The 15,892-nt window shown below is 55.9% G+C and carries 14 protein-coding genes and 4 tRNA genes; 2 read left to right on the top strand and 16 right to left on the bottom strand.

The features are described 5' to 3' along the window. Positions 1 to 6: 6 nt before the first annotated feature. From BUB72_RS04770 to BUB72_RS04730, 9 genes are all read right to left on the bottom strand, one after another. Positions 7 to 83, bottom strand: a tRNA-Asp gene (locus tag BUB72_RS04770). Between the two features lie 34 nt (positions 84 to 117). Continuing rightward, positions 118 to 194: transfer RNA gene (locus BUB72_RS04765), tRNA-Asp, on the bottom strand. A gap of 37 nt (positions 195 to 231) precedes the next feature. Continuing rightward, complete coding sequence (locus tag BUB72_RS04760) at positions 232 to 807, bottom strand: GNAT family N-acetyltransferase (RefSeq protein ID WP_073141216.1); 576 nt, start codon at positions 805 to 807, stop codon at positions 232 to 234. Positions 808 to 854: 47 nt separating this feature from the next. After that, positions 855 to 930, bottom strand: a tRNA-Val gene (locus BUB72_RS04755). Positions 931 to 1,007: 77 nt separating this feature from the next. Next, complete coding sequence (locus tag BUB72_RS04750) at positions 1,008 to 1,589, bottom strand: histidine phosphatase family protein (protein WP_073141214.1); 582 nt, start codon at positions 1,587 to 1,589, stop codon at positions 1,008 to 1,010. 59 nt (positions 1,590 to 1,648) lie between these two features. Beyond that, a tRNA-Val gene (locus BUB72_RS04745) sits at positions 1,649 to 1,723 on the bottom strand. Between the two features lie 19 nt (positions 1,724 to 1,742). Further along, positions 1,743 to 2,198, bottom strand: a complete 456-nt coding sequence (locus BUB72_RS04740; RefSeq protein WP_083588565.1) for an HU family DNA-binding protein — start codon at positions 2,196 to 2,198, stop codon at positions 1,743 to 1,745. A gap of 87 nt (positions 2,199 to 2,285) precedes the next feature. Then, entirely contained in the window at positions 2,286 to 3,476 is a 1,191-nt protein-coding gene (locus tag BUB72_RS04735; RefSeq protein ID WP_073141211.1) for a class I SAM-dependent methyltransferase, read from the bottom strand. Then, the gene (locus BUB72_RS04730) at positions 3,473 to 4,279 is read right to left on the bottom strand and encodes a heme-dependent oxidative N-demethylase family protein (RefSeq protein WP_245814723.1); all 807 of its coding nucleotides are present in this window, start codon (positions 4,277 to 4,279) and stop codon (positions 3,473 to 3,475) included. Before BUB72_RS04730 ends, BUB72_RS04735 begins: the two co-directional genes overlap by 4 nt. An 84-nt stretch (positions 4,280 to 4,363) precedes the next feature. On the opposite strand from BUB72_RS04730, the gene dddP reads away from it, so the two are divergent. Together dddP and BUB72_RS04720 are read left to right on the top strand one after the other, a co-directional pair. Then, positions 4,364 to 5,704: a dimethylsulfonioproprionate lyase DddP gene (dddP, locus tag BUB72_RS04725; RefSeq protein ID WP_073141209.1), complete on the top strand. Its 1,341-nt coding sequence runs from the start codon at positions 4,364 to 4,366 to the stop codon at positions 5,702 to 5,704. Positions 5,705 to 5,805: 101 nt separating this feature from the next. Continuing rightward, positions 5,806 to 7,014, top strand: coding sequence for a bifunctional alpha/beta hydrolase/OsmC family protein (locus BUB72_RS04720; RefSeq protein ID WP_073141207.1), 1,209 nt, complete (start codon positions 5,806 to 5,808; stop codon positions 7,012 to 7,014). An 11-nt stretch (positions 7,015 to 7,025) separates the two neighbouring features. On the opposite strand, the gene BUB72_RS04715 is transcribed toward BUB72_RS04720, so the two are convergent. From BUB72_RS04715 to BUB72_RS04685, 7 genes are all read right to left on the bottom strand, one after another. Further along, a complete protein-coding gene (locus BUB72_RS04715) occupies positions 7,026 to 7,391 on the bottom strand; it encodes a hypothetical protein (RefSeq protein WP_073141203.1) in 366 nt (121 codons plus the stop codon). Then, positions 7,388 to 10,270 (bottom strand): excinuclease ABC subunit UvrA, encoded by a 2,883-nt coding sequence (gene uvrA, locus BUB72_RS04710; protein ID WP_073141201.1) that lies wholly within the window; start codon positions 10,268 to 10,270, stop codon positions 7,388 to 7,390. Before uvrA ends, BUB72_RS04715 begins: the two co-directional genes overlap by 4 nt. An 89-nt stretch (positions 10,271 to 10,359) precedes the next feature. Beyond that, positions 10,360 to 11,496, bottom strand: coding sequence for an MFS transporter (locus BUB72_RS04705; RefSeq protein ID WP_073141710.1), 1,137 nt, complete (start codon positions 11,494 to 11,496; stop codon positions 10,360 to 10,362). 129 nt (positions 11,497 to 11,625) lie between these two features. Further along, entirely contained in the window at positions 11,626 to 13,023 is a 1,398-nt protein-coding gene (lpdA, locus tag BUB72_RS04700; protein ID WP_073141199.1) for a dihydrolipoyl dehydrogenase, read from the bottom strand. Positions 13,024 to 13,135: 112 nt separating this feature from the next. After that, a complete protein-coding gene (locus tag BUB72_RS04695) occupies positions 13,136 to 13,831 on the bottom strand; it encodes an SGNH/GDSL hydrolase family protein (protein WP_073141197.1) in 696 nt (231 codons plus the stop codon). Positions 13,832 to 13,843: 12 nt separating this feature from the next. Next, positions 13,844 to 14,422 (bottom strand): DUF924 family protein, encoded by a 579-nt coding sequence (locus tag BUB72_RS04690; RefSeq protein WP_073141195.1) that lies wholly within the window; start codon positions 14,420 to 14,422, stop codon positions 13,844 to 13,846. Positions 14,423 to 14,509: 87 nt separating this feature from the next. Then, complete coding sequence (locus tag BUB72_RS04685; RefSeq protein ID WP_073141193.1) at positions 14,510 to 15,805, bottom strand: MFS transporter; 1,296 nt, start codon at positions 15,803 to 15,805, stop codon at positions 14,510 to 14,512. Positions 15,806 to 15,892: the final 87 nt, after the last annotated feature.

Here is a 15,892-nt window from a genome sequence, read left to right as displayed (position 1 = left end):
GAAAAGTGGCGCGGTTGACGGGGCTCGAACCCGCGACCCCCGGCGTGACAGGCCGGTACTCTAACCAACTGAGCTACAACCGCGCATCAGCCTGAATGGGTTCTAAAAGTGCAGCGGTGGCGCGGTTGACGGGGCTCGAACCCGCGACCCCCGGCGTGACAGGCCGGTACTCTAACCAACTGAGCTACAACCGCCCACTGCACGCCTGAACCCTCAGGCGTGGGGGTGGTATTATGTCCCTGCCTCGCCCCCGTCAAGCGGCGATACGACCTGCCGTGCGTTTTTCGACAATTCTGTCAAATCGCTCCAGTAAACAGGGAGGCTGACGACGGCATTCCCGAACATCTCATCTGCTTTTGCCTCACCTTCCCGCCCGCCCAACCGGTTGTAGAAGGCTCTGGCGCGCAAATTGCTGTCCACCACAGTTAACCAGAGATCTCGCGCGCCTATCTGGATTATCGCGTCTGCGACGTGAGCCATAAGCCGATAGGACATACCGCTTCCCCGCGCCTCCTCAAGGACATGCAAATTATCAAGGTAAGGAGCCTTACCCAAACGCACCGCAGCGAATCCCAACAGGGTGCCAGCGTCGTCGACAGCCCCCCACAGCGCATCCAAAGGTGTCAATCCTGAGGACCATCGCCGTTCGATGTCAGACGCCATAGGCACTCCTAAATATTCATCTGGTAGAACACCTGCATAGGTGCCGCGCCAGCTTTTCAGCTGAACGGAAGCCACGGCGTTCAAATCACTGTTGGCCAATTGGCGAAACGTAACCGTGTCAGCAAAGATTTTCTTGCTCGTCATACAAAACTCCGTTGCTGGAATTGGAGCAGTCAGTGCGGGCGGGGGAATGGTGGGTCGTGAGAGGCTCGAACTCCCGACATCTTCGGTGTAAACGAAGCGCTCTACCAACTGAGCTAACGACCCGACTGGCGTTCAATTACCGGAAAGCAGGTAACAACCGCAACCCCAAAACTGGACAGGGTTTCGTGCTTTTTGCAGATTTATTGCAGAACCTCATGCGCACCGTTGGAAATGTGAAACACGACGCCCTGCCCGCCCGGCAAATCCAACATTCCATCCATGGGCAACCCCAAGGCCACGACGCGCAACATGCGTGACGTGATCCCGTGGGTAACGAGGACCGCAGGGCTTTTCAGTGACTGCAAAAACATCTCGCAACGACCGCGCAACGCGTCGAACCCCTCCCCGCCCTTGGCTTGCTCATAAAACGCCAAGGGACCGTCGTCGGTCATCTTCGCGTCACCTTCAATCGTCAGCTCGGCGCGCATCCGACCTTGCCAGTCACCGACATCGACTTCACACAACAGCGGATCGGTCCGGATTTGTGCAGCCGAAAGTGCAAAAATCTCTATCGCAGTATGCAGCGCGCGTGTTTGAGGGCTTGAGATAATTTCAAATCCGGCCAGATCGACGGCCTCCAGAATGCGTTTCTGGGTGTGGGCCTGTTCAATCCCCTTAGCCGTCAGCGGCGAATGTAACCGCCCTTGCATACGTCCCGCCACATTCCACTCCGTCTCGCCATGGCGCAGGACATAAAGCTCGGGGAAGCTGTAAGACGACATAACCAAACCTCATAAATGAAGAACGCGCCCTACGGACAAACCGCGGGGCGCGTCAATTCTGGTGGGTGATAAGAGATTTGAACTCCTGACATCTTCGATGTGAACGAAGCGCTCTACCACTGAGCTAATCACCCGTTGGCGGGCGGTTTAGCTTTACTCTGCAGCCTCTGCAAGTGGGTCTTTTGGCGTCTCGGAAGCGGGCTCTTTCAGCTTCGCGCGTAGCACGACCATTTTGCCATTTGGCGTATCTTTCGTCCGTGCAATCTTGATCTTACCCAAAGGAGCCAGGGACAGGTTGTTGCCTGCACGCAGTGCAGTCGCCAATGCTTCCATCGTTGCTTCCAGTGCGCGACGTGCATCCCCTTTTTTCATGCCGCTTTGCGACACCATGAGACCAACCATCTCTTTCTTGGTCATCTCGGGCGCATCAGACTGTCCGCCCGCCTGACCACCGCTTTCGGAGGTCGATGCTGTTTTGGTGGACACGACCTTTGCTTTGGGTGCGGTATTGGCCGCCGCTTTGGGCGTCGTGCTTGCTGCGCGCGTGGTGGAGCGTTTCGTTTTTGTCGTGCCTGTGGATTTGGACTTGGTCGCCATAAGATTGCTCATTTCCGCAATTGAATAATTAACGCAATGATACTGCGTTATCGCAAACAGTGCCACATCATTGTTTCCAAATTGGAAATACTGTGGGTTTTAAGCCAACAACCGCGAGTACAACAAAAGCCCGAATTGTTCCAGTTTTCGCGACGCTTCGGGCCATGCAGATGCCCAAGACAGCCCATCCAGCCCCGAGCCCGCCTTCAATGCAGCAAGGTCACGCCGACCATCAACTCCGGCCAAAACCGCCGCTGCCTGTTTTGGAATTTTCACGACGTGTTTCACCCCGTTCAAGTTAACCGGTATCTGCCCCTTTGCTGCGACAGCCTTCGCCAATGCGGCACCGGACACGCCCTTCAGATGTGGAATGGAGCGATCATCTTGCCCTGCCAGCCGCTGCACAGCGCCGCTTGGGCGTGCATAAACAACATGGGTTTTCATCGTCCCGTCCAGCTTTTCGGCCAGCGCCATGGATTCTACGTCGTCCAAGCTGACTGGACGCGGCGCGAAGCGGCTCAGGTCATAGAGATATGGCTGCGGCACACCTGCCAATGTCAGCCCGGCCGAGTTCAAAGCCGCGACAAGCTGGTCAATCTTGAAAGGGCGATCTTGTGAATGAAGCAAGAGATCATAAAACCCCGCGTCGCTTTGCTTGTGATCCACAAGGTTGGGGTTCAGCTTAAACGGGTGACTGTCCGGCAACGCTTCAAACATCGATTTAGCACGGGCAAGCTGTTCTTTGGGCGGCAATCCTTTTGTCAGTGCGCCGAAGGCTTCTTGCAAGGGATATACACCTGAACGCCCGTAAGGTGCGTAAACCATGAGGCCGATCCCGCCCTCGGGAGCCAGCGCCGCCGCAAGCGCATTGAACCCGTCTTGCGGCTCCGGCAAATGATGCAGCACGCCGCAACAATCAATATAGTCGAAGGTGCCATAATCCGGCGCATCAAGTAGGCTGCCAGTCACAAAAGTTATATCCTTCAACCCGCGCGCCTGAACGCGCGCCTCAGCTATTTCTCGCGATGCTTCGGATAGATCGATATAGGTGATTTCGTATTTTTTTCCTACACTTGTGAGGATTTGTGAAAGTTGGATGAGGGCATCACCAGTACCACCGCCTGCAACCAAAATTCGCGTTGTTCCCGACCAATCCCTCTGCCCGCCAAATAAGTGATGATCCAACTCCAAAGGATGCGACGGCGACCCCGTGATCAGTCGTTTCTTCTCGTCGTCCGGTTTTCGCTCGGGATACGGGTACGCCTCGTATTGCGCTTTAACGTCACTCATGAAATTGCCTCTTCACGGGTTATCGGGTGGGTCAAAAGTCCCACCGCTTGCTCTGGCGTCAGGTCCGCTTCGCGCACCAGATAGGTATGAATGGAGAACACGACGGCCTGCGTTTCAGGCAGCCGCACCATGCATTGGCGTTCCGAGCGGATAAAGCCCGCCTGCCCCGCATCCCGCAGCTTGTCCGACCCGCGATGTGGGTGATGCAAATCCGGGTCCGCATAGACCAGTGCGTTGCTGCGCATCAAAGGTTGCTCCGCACGGATTGCCGTGAACATACGCTCAACGCTGCGCGCGATGCTGTCGCCGTATTCAGCGACCGGATCATGGATCGCTGTCAAAGGTTTGTTAAACTTTTCGGCCAAAGACCAGCTTGCCGGAAAACACAGCAACGCGCCACTCAGCACATGCGCATCACCTTGCTTTTGCAGAATGACGAAGTCTTCCTGAAATAGCGTTGAAAGCGTCTCGAACGGCGCTTTAAAGTCAGGCACCACCGTGCGCCCGTCCGGACAGGTAATCACATCTCCCGCGCCGAAACCGTGGGGTAGATTGCCCAGTGCAACCTTCAAAAGTTCCCGAGCCGCCTCCAGACAGGACGGATCAACCATCAAGACCGCGTCTCGTCGCTCCGCCATTAGTTTTGCTTTGTAAGCCAGCTGCGCCGCATAGGCGTCATCCACCTTCAACCAGTCATCATAGGTCAACGGCATCACCCCCGGTAGACGACGCGCGCGCGGATCAAGCCATGGGGCAAACGGGAGATGGGATTGCAAAATCGGGTCCATGTTGCCTTTAACCATCCAAATTCGACATAATCCATGACGTTTTCGAAACAGCGACGTGCCTGAGCTGTCCCCAAACTGGAGGCAACAGGGAGATGCAGGATGAACGAACATTACCGCGACGCGCGCAAGATCGACCCGACGAAGGGCGCTCGATTGGGTGACGGCAATCTCAACGACAACGACCGCGTCGAGATCGGGCCAACCCTGCTGGCCTATGGCGAATGGGAGAAAGCGGGCCTTGCCCTACCCAATCTGGAGCGGATGCGCGAATACCGCTGGAAGCGATTGACCCAGCACATCGTTGACCGAGACCTTGGCGGGCTTTTGATGTTCGACCCGCTGAATATCCGCTACGCCACTGACAGCACCAATATGCAATTGTGGAACACGCATAACCCGTTCCGCGCCGTCCTGCTTTGTGCTGATGGATACATGGTGATCTGGGACTACAAGAACTCGCCCTTCCTGTCGGAGTTCAACCCGCTCGTTCGCGAACAGCGGTCGGGCGCGTCAATGTTCTACTTCTCTAACGGCGACAAGGTCCAGCAAGCCGCATCCACCTTTACGGCCGAGGTAGAAGATCTGATGCGGGAGCATGGTGGAAACAAGCGCATTGCCGTCGACAAGATCATGGTCGCAGGTCTCCGCGCGCTGGAAGCCCGCGGCTTCGAGGTCCACGAAGGTGAAGAAGTCACCGAACATGCCCGTTCCGTAAAAGGCCCCGACGAAATTCTAGCCATGCGTGCGGCCTGCCATTCCTGTGAAATCGCAATGTACGAGATGGAGGATTTTGCGCGCACCCACGGCCCGACGGGGACGGTCTCGGAAGACGACATATGGGCCGTCCTCCATGCAGAAAACATAAAACGGGGCGGCGAATGGATTGAAACGCGATTGTTGGCGTCTGGTCCGCGCACGAACCCGTGGTTTCAGGAATGTGGTCCGCGTTTGATCCAGAACAACGAGATTTTGGCGTTCGATACCGATCTTGTCGGGGCCTATGGCATCTGTTGTGACATCTCGCGAACGTGGTGGATCGGTGACCGGAAGCCCCGCGCTGATATGATCGAGGCCATGAAGCATAGCGTGGAGCATATCCAGACCAATATGGAGATGCTGAAACCGGGTATCTCGCTCAATGAGTTATCCGCAAATACCCATGTCCTTCACGACAAGTATCAGGCCCAAAAATACGGCTGCTTGATGCATGGCGTGGGCCTATGTGACGAGTGGCCGCTGGTTGCCTATCCTGACAAGCACGTGGACGGGGCCTTTGACTACGAGTTGCAACCTGGAATGACCCTCTGCGTCGAGGCTTTGGTAGGTGAAGTTGGTGGTGATTTCTCGATCAAGTTGGAAGATCAGGTCCTGATCACCGAGGACGGGTACGAAAACCTGACCAAATATCCGTTCGACGCGGCATTGATGGGTGAAAGCTGACACAACTGCTCACCTTGCTGTGACAATCGCCTTCCGAACCTTGTTTGGAGGGCTCAGGAGTTACATTCATTTGGGTATGTAAAACGAGCAGGAGCGTGTCTATGGGCATTGAACGCATAAACTTCACCGGCCATTCCGGTGCAACGCTGGCTGCGCGTCTGGATATGCCGGATGGGCCGCATCTGGCGACGGCGCTTTTTGCGCATTGCTTCACCTGCTCCAAAGACATTGCAGCGGCCAAACGCATCTCTGCGCGTTTGGCGGGCATGGGGATTGCTGTGCTCCGGTTCGACTTCACTGGCCTCGGCCATTCTGACGGGGAATTCGAGAACACGACGTTCACCTCGAACGTGGATGATCTTTTGCTGGCGGCAAAGCATTTGGACAGCATGAACATGGCCCCAGATCTACTGATCGGTCATTCGCTGGGCGGGGCTGCAATCTTGAAAGCCGCGCCGAAGATCGCCTCCGCGAAGGCTGTCGTGACGATTGGCGCGCCGTTTGATCCTGACCATGTCACGCATAATTTCAACGATGCGCTTTCCGAGATAAAAGCGAAAGGCGTCGGAGAAGTGATGCTTGGCGGCCGTCCAGTCCGTATCGGGCGGGACTTTGTGGAGGACGTCTCTGCCGAAAGCATTGCCGACTCCATCCGGAACCTGAACAAATCACTTTTGATTTTGCACGCCCCGCTCGACAACACCGTCAGCATCGACAATGCGGCGCAAATTTTTCAACACGCCAAGCACCCGAAAAGCTTCGTCACGTTATGCCATTCGGACCATCTCATCACCCGCCCTGAAGATGCAGAATATGTCGCCAACGTGATTGCTGGCTGGGCCTCTCGCGATCTGGATTTACGCCCGCCTGCCCCGCCAATCGGTGCGCCGGAAGGTGTAGTGCGGGTCACCGAAGCCGATCCAGACGGGTTCCTGCAAGACATCAATTCAGGGCCGAGCCACCACCTGCAAGCAGACGAGCCGCTGGCCTATGGTGGCACCAACCGCGGTATGTCGCCTTACGGGTTGCTGGCCTCTGGTTTGGGGGCTTGTACGTCGATGACGATCCGCATGTATGCGCGGCGCAAGAAATGGCCGCTGACCCGAGTGTGGGTGGATGTAACTCACAACGCCATGCACGCACAGGATGCGGGCGGGCCGTCAAAGATCGATCGCTTCAATCGTGAGATTCATCTGGAAGGCGACCTCGATACAGATCAACGGCAACGTCTGCTGGAGATTGCAGATAAATGCCCCGTTCATAAAACTTTGGAAAGTGGCGCTGAAATCAAGACCGTGTTGGCAGACTGATCGACCAGCGGTCAGTCGCGCCAGAACCGCAGGTAGTAAAAGGCGAACACAGATTCAACGGCCACGGCTAGAAGTATTCCGATACCGGCCGCACCACGAACCAGTTCAAACAACCCCAGAATGGCCAGTGCCGCCATGGTCACGGCAAACGAGAGAGAGACGACCTGCCTGACCTCGTCGTTTTCGGTTTCTGCTGTGATCAAAGCCAACACCGATAGCCCCGCAAACAGCATTGCTGCGCGCCGTGCAATGAAGTCCACAGACGGCCCACCTTCAAGGGCGAATAGCCAGTAAATCAGACCTGGAAAGAACAAAAGAACCACGAATAGAGCTGCAAAAATGACAAACGCAATTCTATTCAAAACCTCGAAAGTCATTCAGCCGCGACCTTCTTCTTTGCTTTGTTCGGCAGTGGTTTTTTCGCCTGCAACATCGGCTTGAGATAGTATCCGGTATAGGAGCCCTCGACCTCAGCCACCTGCTCTGGCGTGCCGGTTGCCACGACCTGCCCTCCGCCATCGCCACCTTCAGGACCAATATCAATAATGTGGTCAGCCGTTTTGATCACATCCAGATTGTGTTCGATTACAACGACCGTATTCCCCTGGTCCACCAGTTCATGCAGCACTTCGAGCAGCTTTTTCACGTCCTCAAAATGCAGGCCAGTCGTCGGCTCGTCCAGAATATAAAGGGTGCGTCCTGTGGAGCGCTTTGCCAGCTCCTTGGACAGCTTCACCCGCTGCGCCTCACCGCCCGAAAGCGTCGTGGCCTGCTGGCCCACCTTAATATAGCCAAGGCCCACACGCATGAGCGCGTCCATCTTTTCGCGGATGGACGGCACCGCTTTGAAGAACTCTTGCGCGTCCTCAACCGTCATATCCAACACATCCGCGATGGACTTGCCCTTGAATTTCACCTCCAAAGTCTCGCGGTTGTAGCGCGCACCTTTGCAAGTTTCACATTCCACATAGACGTCCGGCAGGAAGTGCATTTCAATCTTGATGACTCCGTCCCCCTGACAGGCCTCGCAGCGACCACCTTTCACGTTGAAAGAGAACCGGCCCGGCTTGTAGCCCCGCGTCTTGGATTCCGGCATGCCTGCGAACCAATCGCGGATCGGGGTGAAGGCCCCCGTGTAGGTCGCCGGATTTGAGCGCGGTGTGCGCCCGATGGCACGTTGGTCGATATCGATAACCTTATCGAGATGTTCCAGCCCTTTTATCGTCTCGCAAGGCGCAGGGGTTTGGCGCGCACCGTTGAGGGTCATCGACGCGGTCTTGAATAGCGTCTCAATCGTCAGCGTGGACTTACCCCCGCCCGAGACACCGGTCACGCAGACAAACTTGCCTAACGGGAACTCGGCGGTCACGTTTTGCAGGTTGTTGCCCGTGGCCTTGACGACAGTCAACTTCTTCTTGTTGCCTTTACGGCGCTCTGCCCTAACAGGAATTTCACGCACACCCGTCAGGTAGTCACCGGTGATCGAGCCGCTGGCCGCAACCTCTGCAGGCGTACCATGTGCTACGACTTCGCCGCCATGCACCCCTGCCCCCGGGCCGATATCGAAGACGTAGTCGGCCTCGCGAATGGCTTCTTCGTCATGTTCCACCACGATCACGGTGTTGCCCTGATCGCGCAGATTTTTCAACGTCGTAAGCAAGCGGCCGTTGTCGCGCTGATGCAGCCCGATGGACGGCTCGTCGAGAACATAAAGCACGCCGGTCAGACCTGAACCGATCTGTGACGCCAGCCGGATGCGCTGGCTTTCACCGCCCGACAGCGTACCCGCGTTGCGCGACAGCGTCAGGTATTCCAGACCTACATTGTTTAGAAAGCCCAAACGCTCGCGAATTTCCTTGAGGATTGCACGGGCGATTTCGTTCTTCTGCTTGGTCAGCGCAGCTGGAACCTTGTCACACCAATCAAACGCTTCCTTGATCGACATCTCGACCACTTGACCCGCATGCAGCCCAGCAATTTTCACCGCCAGAGCTTCGGGTCGCAAACGATAGCCGTCACAGACCCCGCATTTGCGGTTGTTCTGATAACGCTCAAATTCTTCGCGGATCCAGTTGCTATCGGTCTCGCGATAACGGCGTTCCATATTGGGGATGACTCCCTCGAAACTGCGGGTGACCTGATAAACCCGCCCGCCTTCGTCATAGCGGAACGGAATTTCTTCGTCACCGGAGCCATAAAGGAACACCTGCTGCACATGCGCGTCGAGATTCTTCCATGGTGTGTTTTTGTCAAACTCGTAGTGGTTGGCAATGGCTTCGATGGTTTGCAGGAAATACGGGCTTTTGCCTTTCCGCCAAGGGGCCAGCGCCCCGTCATAAAGCTTCAAGGTCTGGTCCGGCACCACAAGACGCTCGTCAAAGAACAGCTCGACACCAAGGCCATCGCATTCAGGACAGGCCCCAAAAGGCGCGTTGAACGAAAACAACCGCGGTTCGATCTCTGGGATGGTAAAACCGGACACCGGACAAGCGAACTTTTCCGAGAAGGTGATGCGCTCCGGCTCGCCCTCTTTCGGGGCCGTCTCAAGGATGGTTATCCCGTCAGCCAGATCCAGCGCCGTTCGGAAGCTGTCCGCCAAACGCGTCTCCAATCCTTCACGCACAACGATCCGGTCCACGACAACATCAATGTCGTGGCGGAACTTCTTGTCCAAGGTGGGCGCATCCTCCAGCTCGTAAAACTCGCCATTAACCTTGACCCGCTGGAAACCCTGCTTTGCCAGTTCCAGGAATTCCTTGCGGTATTCGCCCTTGCGATCGCGAATGATCGGCGCCAGCAAATACCCCCGTGTCCCCTCTTCCATCGCCATGACGCGATCGACCATATCCTGCACTTGCTGCGCTTCGATGGGTTTGCCAGTGGCCGGACTGAACGGAGTACCCACACGCGCAAACAGCAAACGCATGTAGTCATAAATTTCGGTGACAGTGCCAACTGTCGAGCGCGGGTTCTTTGACGTCGTCTTCTGCTCGATCGAGATTGCAGGCGACAGGCCGGATATGTGATCCACATCCGGCTTTTGCATCATATCAAGAAACTGACGGGCATAAGCCGACAGCGATTCCACATAGCGACGCTGCCCTTCGGCATAGATCGTATCAAAGGCCAGCGACGATTTCCCCGAGCCGGATAGGCCGGTGATCACCACCAACTGATCGCGTGGAATGTCCACATCGATGTTTTTAAGATTGTGCTCGCGCGCGCCGCGCACTTCGATGTTTTTCAACTCGGCCATGGTCCACCCCGGATGCGTTGCGCCACACATAAGCCGTCTGGCGGCAGGTTCCAATCGGTTATCAGAACATTAAGGGAACATCTACAGATTTATTTGATCCTCGCGCGCAAAAGGACCGTGCAGCCGATCCCGATCGCACAAAACAACGCCATAACAAAGCAAACGCCCGCCAACCCTGCTTGATCAAACACCAGCACAAAGATCGGTGTTCCGGCGGTCGTACCGACATTCCCCAGCTGCGCGATCCCGCCCGTTGCGCGTGCGCGATCTGTTGGTGCCGCGTTGAAATACGGGATTGCCGCAAATGAGGCCGCAGGGATAAGCGCCATCACAAAGAACAAGCCAAACAGCGGCCAAATCGAGGGGCTTGCCAGATAGACAATACCACTCGCACCAATCGTCAGGACAAATCCTGCAATCACCAGCTGGTCCGGTGGAAAACGCTTGCCGAGGAACCCACCCCACAAAGTTCCGACAATGCTAATGAGTGGCAGTGCGGTAATCACCCAAACCGGCAGGTTCAACGCAACAGGCAAAACGGCCAGTAGGGAAATGTAGAGGATCGTATACCAGACGAACCCGCCTCCCGCGATAAGCAGTCGCGGCGTTGAATAGATCGTTTGATGTTCTGCGAAATATGAAATCGGTACCGGCTTGGCGATCCGCTCTTTGGGCAGAAGCGGGTATAACAGTACGGCTATCGCCAGCATGCCCGCACCATGCGCCACAAAGACAACTGATAATCCACCCAAAGCCAATAAGCTCGGCAAAAATACGGCCGTGAGCGCCATCGATATTCCAAAGAACGAAGCCCAGATCGCCATCACAACCGGACGATCTTTGTCAGCGGCAATGCTCGCCATCAGTGTCGGTGTCGCGACGACTATTGCCAGATGCGACAGGCCTTCAGCCGTTCTGAGCATCGCGAAAAGAGTGATATGCGGTAAGGTGGCCTCCAACAGAGATAACACCCCTCCGGCCAGCAAGGCCCCCGTCAAAGTCCGTGCCACACCAATCCGTGCAACCACCGAGCCGGCCACAGCGCCAAGAAGAATACCGACCATCCCGACGATGGAGATCAGGACTGGAACGAACGCACCACCTTCAGGATAGGTTTCCCGCAGCACAGGCAGGGTGAGCGTCAGCTTGCCGAACTGCGCAGCAGCAAAAAGCCCTGCGACAAGCATGGCAAATACCAAAACCCAATTTGTTTTTTGAGACGTCATGGCGTCTTCCTGAGCTGCATCGCGGATCGCGTCAATCTGCATCTACGCACATGTAAAGCGCGCAGGTTTCCCCGCGCGCCAAATAAAATATCATGCGCCGCGCAAGCGGCTCCTTTATGTCAAGGTTGACTAAAAGTGAATGGCCCGTCCGTAGGCGTCCAGCACGGACTCGTGCATCATTTCGGACAAGGTCGGATGCGGGAAGACCGTGTTCATCAGGTCTTCCTCGGTCGTTTCCAACGCACGGCCGACAACGTACCCCTGAATAAGCTCGGTCACTTCCGCGCCGATCATATGCGCGCCTAGCAATTCTCCGGTCTTCTCGTCGAAGATCGTTTTGACCATGCCCTCCGGCTCGCCCAAAGCGATTGCCTTGCCGTTGCCGATGAACGGGAAGCGCCCGACCTTGATCTTGTAACCGGCTGCTCTGGCTTTCTCTTCAGTAAACCCGACCGAAGCGACCTGCGGGTGACAATAGGTACACCCTGCGATGCTTTCAGGGCGCACAGGATGCACGTCATTTTTGCCAGAGATCAGTTCAGCCACCATAACGCCTTCGTGGGACGCCTTGTGCGCGAGCCATGGCGCTCCTGCAATGTCCCCAATCGCAAAAAGGCCATCGACACCGGTGCGGCAGTATTCATCAACGGTCACATGTGTGCGGTCAATTTTCACGCCAAGGTCTTCAAGGCCAAGCCCTTCAACATTACCGACAATGCCAACAGCCGAGATCACCGTGTCGAACTCGACCTTCTCAACCTTGCCATTTGCCTCGATATGCGCAGTCACCTTGCCTTTGCCACGGTCCAGCTTTTTGACCATGGTTTTCTCCATGATCTTCATGCCCTGCTTGACGAATTGCTTCTTGGCAAATGCCGAAATTTCGGCGTCCTCCACGGGAAGAATGCGGTCCATAACCTCGACCACCGTCGTGTCGCAACCAAGCGTGTTGTAGAAACTTGCAAATTCGATCCCGATAGCCCCCGACCCAATGACCAGCAGCTTTTTTGGCATCCGTTTCGGGGTCAGCGCGTGCTTATATGTCCAGACCAGATCACCATCGGCTTCCAGCCCGGGCAGTTCGCGCGCCCGTGCGCCGGTGGCCACAACGATGTTCTTGGCCGTCAGCTCTTCGGTCCCTTTGTCGGTCTTAACCGAAACCTTGCCTTTTGCGGGGATCGTTGCTTCGCCCATGATGGTGGTGATCTTGTTCTTCTTCATCAAGTGACCAATGCCACCCGATAGCTGTCCCGCCACGCCACGAGACCGCTTAACCACTGCGTCGAGGTCATAGCTGATCTTCTCTGCCTTCAGTCCGAAGTCCTTCGCGCGCTCCATCAGGTGAAATACCTCGGAGGATCGCAGCATCGCCTTGGTCGGAATGCAGCCCCAATTCAGACAGATGCCGCCCAGATGCTCACGCTCGACAATGGCCACATTCAAGCCCAACTGGGCGCCACGGATTGCAGCGACGTAACCGCCGGGGCCCGCGCCAATTACGATCATATCAAAGGATTTAGCGGCCATGTTTTCTCACTCCAGCGTCGAAATCAAAATAGTTTAACGCTAAACTACTTTTTTGATCCGCATAACGCAACGTGAGAATCTGCCGCAACGTCATGCCTGCCACGCATGGCTGTTAGGGTCGCCGCGCCTCTAGCTGCACGAGCGTTTGCGCCAAGAGTGCCCCGACCCGTCTGGTTCCCTTTCGCGACAAATGAAAGCCATCCAACGCAAAGTGGCTGCGGTTCTTAGGATCAATCGCGGCCTTGGTCCGGACAAGCTCCACACCACGCAGGCGGCTGGCCAGCCGTCGCTGCCGCTTGGTCAGCTCCTTTACCACCTTCTCACAGCGCGAAAACAGGTTCGGGCGCACATTGCCTTCATAGTAGGCGAGCAAAATCACACGCGGACCGTCGTCCCGGATTTGCTTGGCAAGGTCTGGCAATACTCCGCTCGATGCATCTTCGGAGATCAACTTATCCAGAACGCTGTCGCATCGAGAGCACCCGCATTTGGCCAACAGATCATTCGCGCCGCCGTTCACGACCACCCAATTCCAGTTTCCCTTGGTGTATTGGGTCGGAATTACGCTTCGCGCGTTTCCTTCGGCGCCAGTCAGAAAGAGCTTCGCACCAGAGGCCGCGCGGTTCTCGACATTGCGCTTCGTCCGTTTCGCAAGAACCTGAGGGATCGACGCCCCTTTAAAGCTTTGCCATTCCAACATGCTGTCACCGATGACAAGAATGTCGTCCTTGGCGTCTGCTTCGGCAGGCAACAAAACGGATACGGCAGCGCAGGCCGCCAAAAAAAGGTCACGAATTTTTGAGATCACTTGTCTAGAATCCTAGCCCGCAGCTTTTAAAGCTTCGACGGTCATCCCGTACCCGCCATCATTGATATAGGCGTCTTCAATCTGTGTTGTGCGGCGGTGAAGGGCGTCATTTCGGTACGGAAAGCGGCCAAATTTGCGAATAACCTCGCGATGGGCTTTTGCATGCAGCAAATTTTCCTCGCCCGACTTTGGCATTCGGGTCAAGAACAAGCGCACGCAGCGCTCTTGGTCTGTCACGCTTTCGGAATGCATGAGCGGCAAGTAGAAGAATTGCCGCGCGGGTTCGTCAATCTTCAGGTCCCAGTTCTTGCTGATCACCGTTTTAGCCACCGAAAGCGCCAAACGGTCTGATGCGAAGGCTTTCTCTGTGCCGCGGAACATATTTCGCGGAAACTGATCTGTCAGAATAATGTAGGCCAGCACACCACTGGGATAGGTCATCCAAAGAGAAAGACCGCCTTCCATGGCGCTCTGCCATAAAGGCTCAAACCGGTCGCGGATTTCGGCGTCCAAAGCCTCACCTCCAGCGTACCAACCCTTTTCCCCCTGCTCATCCAGCCAAAATGCAAGGACGTCCTCAGGTGTAGACATGGTAGTTCCTTCCGTGTCGCGGCCCCCAAGTGTTAACAAAAGGTTACAAGCTGCTGACGAGACCGCAAGTCATTTTTCTGGACTTGATTAACTCGAGGACTCCTCGGCAACACCTTCCGAAGCCTCCGCAATTTCTTCAGCAGCTTCGACGTAAACTTCTTGCGCCAGCTCAGCCAGATAAGGCGTCGATCCCGGGCGCACCGGCGTGTATGGCACCGCCTCGTATTCGTCTTCTTCTGCATAGGCGGATTGGCGACGCGTCATGCGATAGGCCGCATAGGCCGACGTGGCGGCCATCGTCACCATAATGATCAGCCAGAACCCTTGAGGACCAAACTGCGTCATCAGCCAACCCGTCAACACCGGACCCGCAATTGCGCCCAACCCGTTCACGAACAACAACCCGCCTGAGGCCCCTGCCATGTCATCCGCGTCCAGATAATCATTGGTATACGCAATCAGCAGCGCGTAGAGCGGGTTGGTCATTCCACCGATCACGAAGGAACATGCCAGCAAAACGGGGAAATAGCCCCCGAAAATCCAAGCGACCCCGGCAGCTGTTGTCGCCACGACCGACACGCCGAGGATCAAAATACGTCGATCCATGCGATCCGAGAGCCACCCAATCGGGTATTGCAAGATCATGGCCCCAACGAAAATCGAAGACACAAAGACCGAAATCTGCGCGACGCTGAAACCGGCTTGGGTCCCATATACCGCGGACATTCCGAATTGCGCCGAAAAGACGCCGCCAAGCAGCAGCATTCCCACGACCCCGAGGGGCGAGATTTTATAAAGGTCAGAGAAACTCAGTTGCCGCGTTGTCCCGAACGCGGGTGTCGGAGCAACCGAAAGCAAAATTGGCGCGAAAGAGATTGAGACCAGCACGGACGGGATGACAAATAGGATAAACCCGCCCGGATCAGCCACGTTCAGCAAGCCTTGCGCCGCGACAATACCGACCATCTGCACAATCATATAAAGCGACAACGCCTGCCCGCGTGTTTCGTTTGACGAGGCATGGTTGAGCCAGCTTTCCGCCGTGACGTAAACACCCGAAAAACAGAACCCAATTATCACGCGCAGAATAATCCATGCGATAGGATCGGTCACGGTTGGATATAATATCAGGGCTGCAGAGATAAACGACCCGAGTGCGGCGAACACACGCACATGGCCAACCCGTTGAATAAACCCAGGGGCAAGCCGAGAACCACCCAAGAAACCCAAGAAATAGCCAGAGGTAATTAGCGAAAGCTCGAACGTGCTGAAGCCCTCAATCCCACCGCGCACACCGATCAGCGACCCTTGGAGGCCATTGCCAACCATCAAGAACATCATGCCCAGCAGGAGCGCCCACGAGGATTTTAAGACTTCAAACATATTTCGATCCAAATCCTGAAAAGGGCTAAGAAGTTTGTGCTGGGATAGCTGAACATCAGGGCGCATAGCCCCCTATCACCGACGCTG

Origin of the sequence: Litoreibacter ascidiaceicola (assembly GCF_900129235.1) — a bacterium.
Lineage (GTDB): Bacteria > Pseudomonadota > Alphaproteobacteria > Rhodobacterales > Rhodobacteraceae > Litoreibacter > Litoreibacter ascidiaceicola.
The sequence above is the reverse complement of the archived record's forward strand: the minus strand, read 5'-3'. Positions and strand labels throughout refer to the sequence as shown.

Excerpts from the sequence above, each read along its gene's own strand:
- BUB72_RS04690 (WP_073141195.1), bottom strand. The coding sequence starts at position 14,422 with ATGTCTACACCTGAGGACGTCCTTGCATTTTGGCTGGATGAGCAGGGG.
- dddP (WP_073141209.1), top strand. The coding sequence starts at position 4,364 with ATGAACGAACATTACCGCGACGCGCGCAAGATCGACCCGACGAAGGGC.
- BUB72_RS04720 (WP_073141207.1), top strand. The coding sequence starts at position 5,806 with ATGGGCATTGAACGCATAAACTTCACCGGCCATTCCGGTGCAACGCTG.
- BUB72_RS04760 (WP_073141216.1), bottom strand. The coding sequence starts at position 807 with ATGACGAGCAAGAAAATCTTTGCTGACACGGTTACGTTTCGCCAATTG.
- lpdA (WP_073141199.1), bottom strand. The coding sequence starts at position 13,023 with ATGGCCGCTAAATCCTTTGATATGATCGTAATTGGCGCGGGCCCCGGC.
- BUB72_RS04730 (WP_245814723.1), bottom strand. The coding sequence starts at position 4,279 with ATGGTTAAAGGCAACATGGACCCGATTTTGCAATCCCATCTCCCGTTT.
- BUB72_RS04750 (WP_073141214.1), bottom strand. The coding sequence starts at position 1,589 with ATGTCGTCTTACAGCTTCCCCGAGCTTTATGTCCTGCGCCATGGCGAG.
- BUB72_RS04685 (WP_073141193.1), bottom strand. The coding sequence starts at position 15,805 with ATGTTTGAAGTCTTAAAATCCTCGTGGGCGCTCCTGCTGGGCATGATG.
- BUB72_RS04715 (WP_073141203.1), bottom strand. The coding sequence starts at position 7,391 with ATGACTTTCGAGGTTTTGAATAGAATTGCGTTTGTCATTTTTGCAGCT.
- BUB72_RS04735 (WP_073141211.1), bottom strand. The coding sequence starts at position 3,476 with ATGAGTGACGTTAAAGCGCAATACGAGGCGTACCCGTATCCCGAGCGA.
- BUB72_RS04705 (WP_073141710.1), bottom strand. The coding sequence starts at position 11,496 with ATGACGTCTCAAAAAACAAATTGGGTTTTGGTATTTGCCATGCTTGTC.
- uvrA (WP_073141201.1), bottom strand. The coding sequence starts at position 10,270 with ATGGCCGAGTTGAAAAACATCGAAGTGCGCGGCGCGCGCGAGCACAAT.
- BUB72_RS04740 (WP_083588565.1), bottom strand. The coding sequence starts at position 2,198 with ATGAGCAATCTTATGGCGACCAAGTCCAAATCCACAGGCACGACAAAA.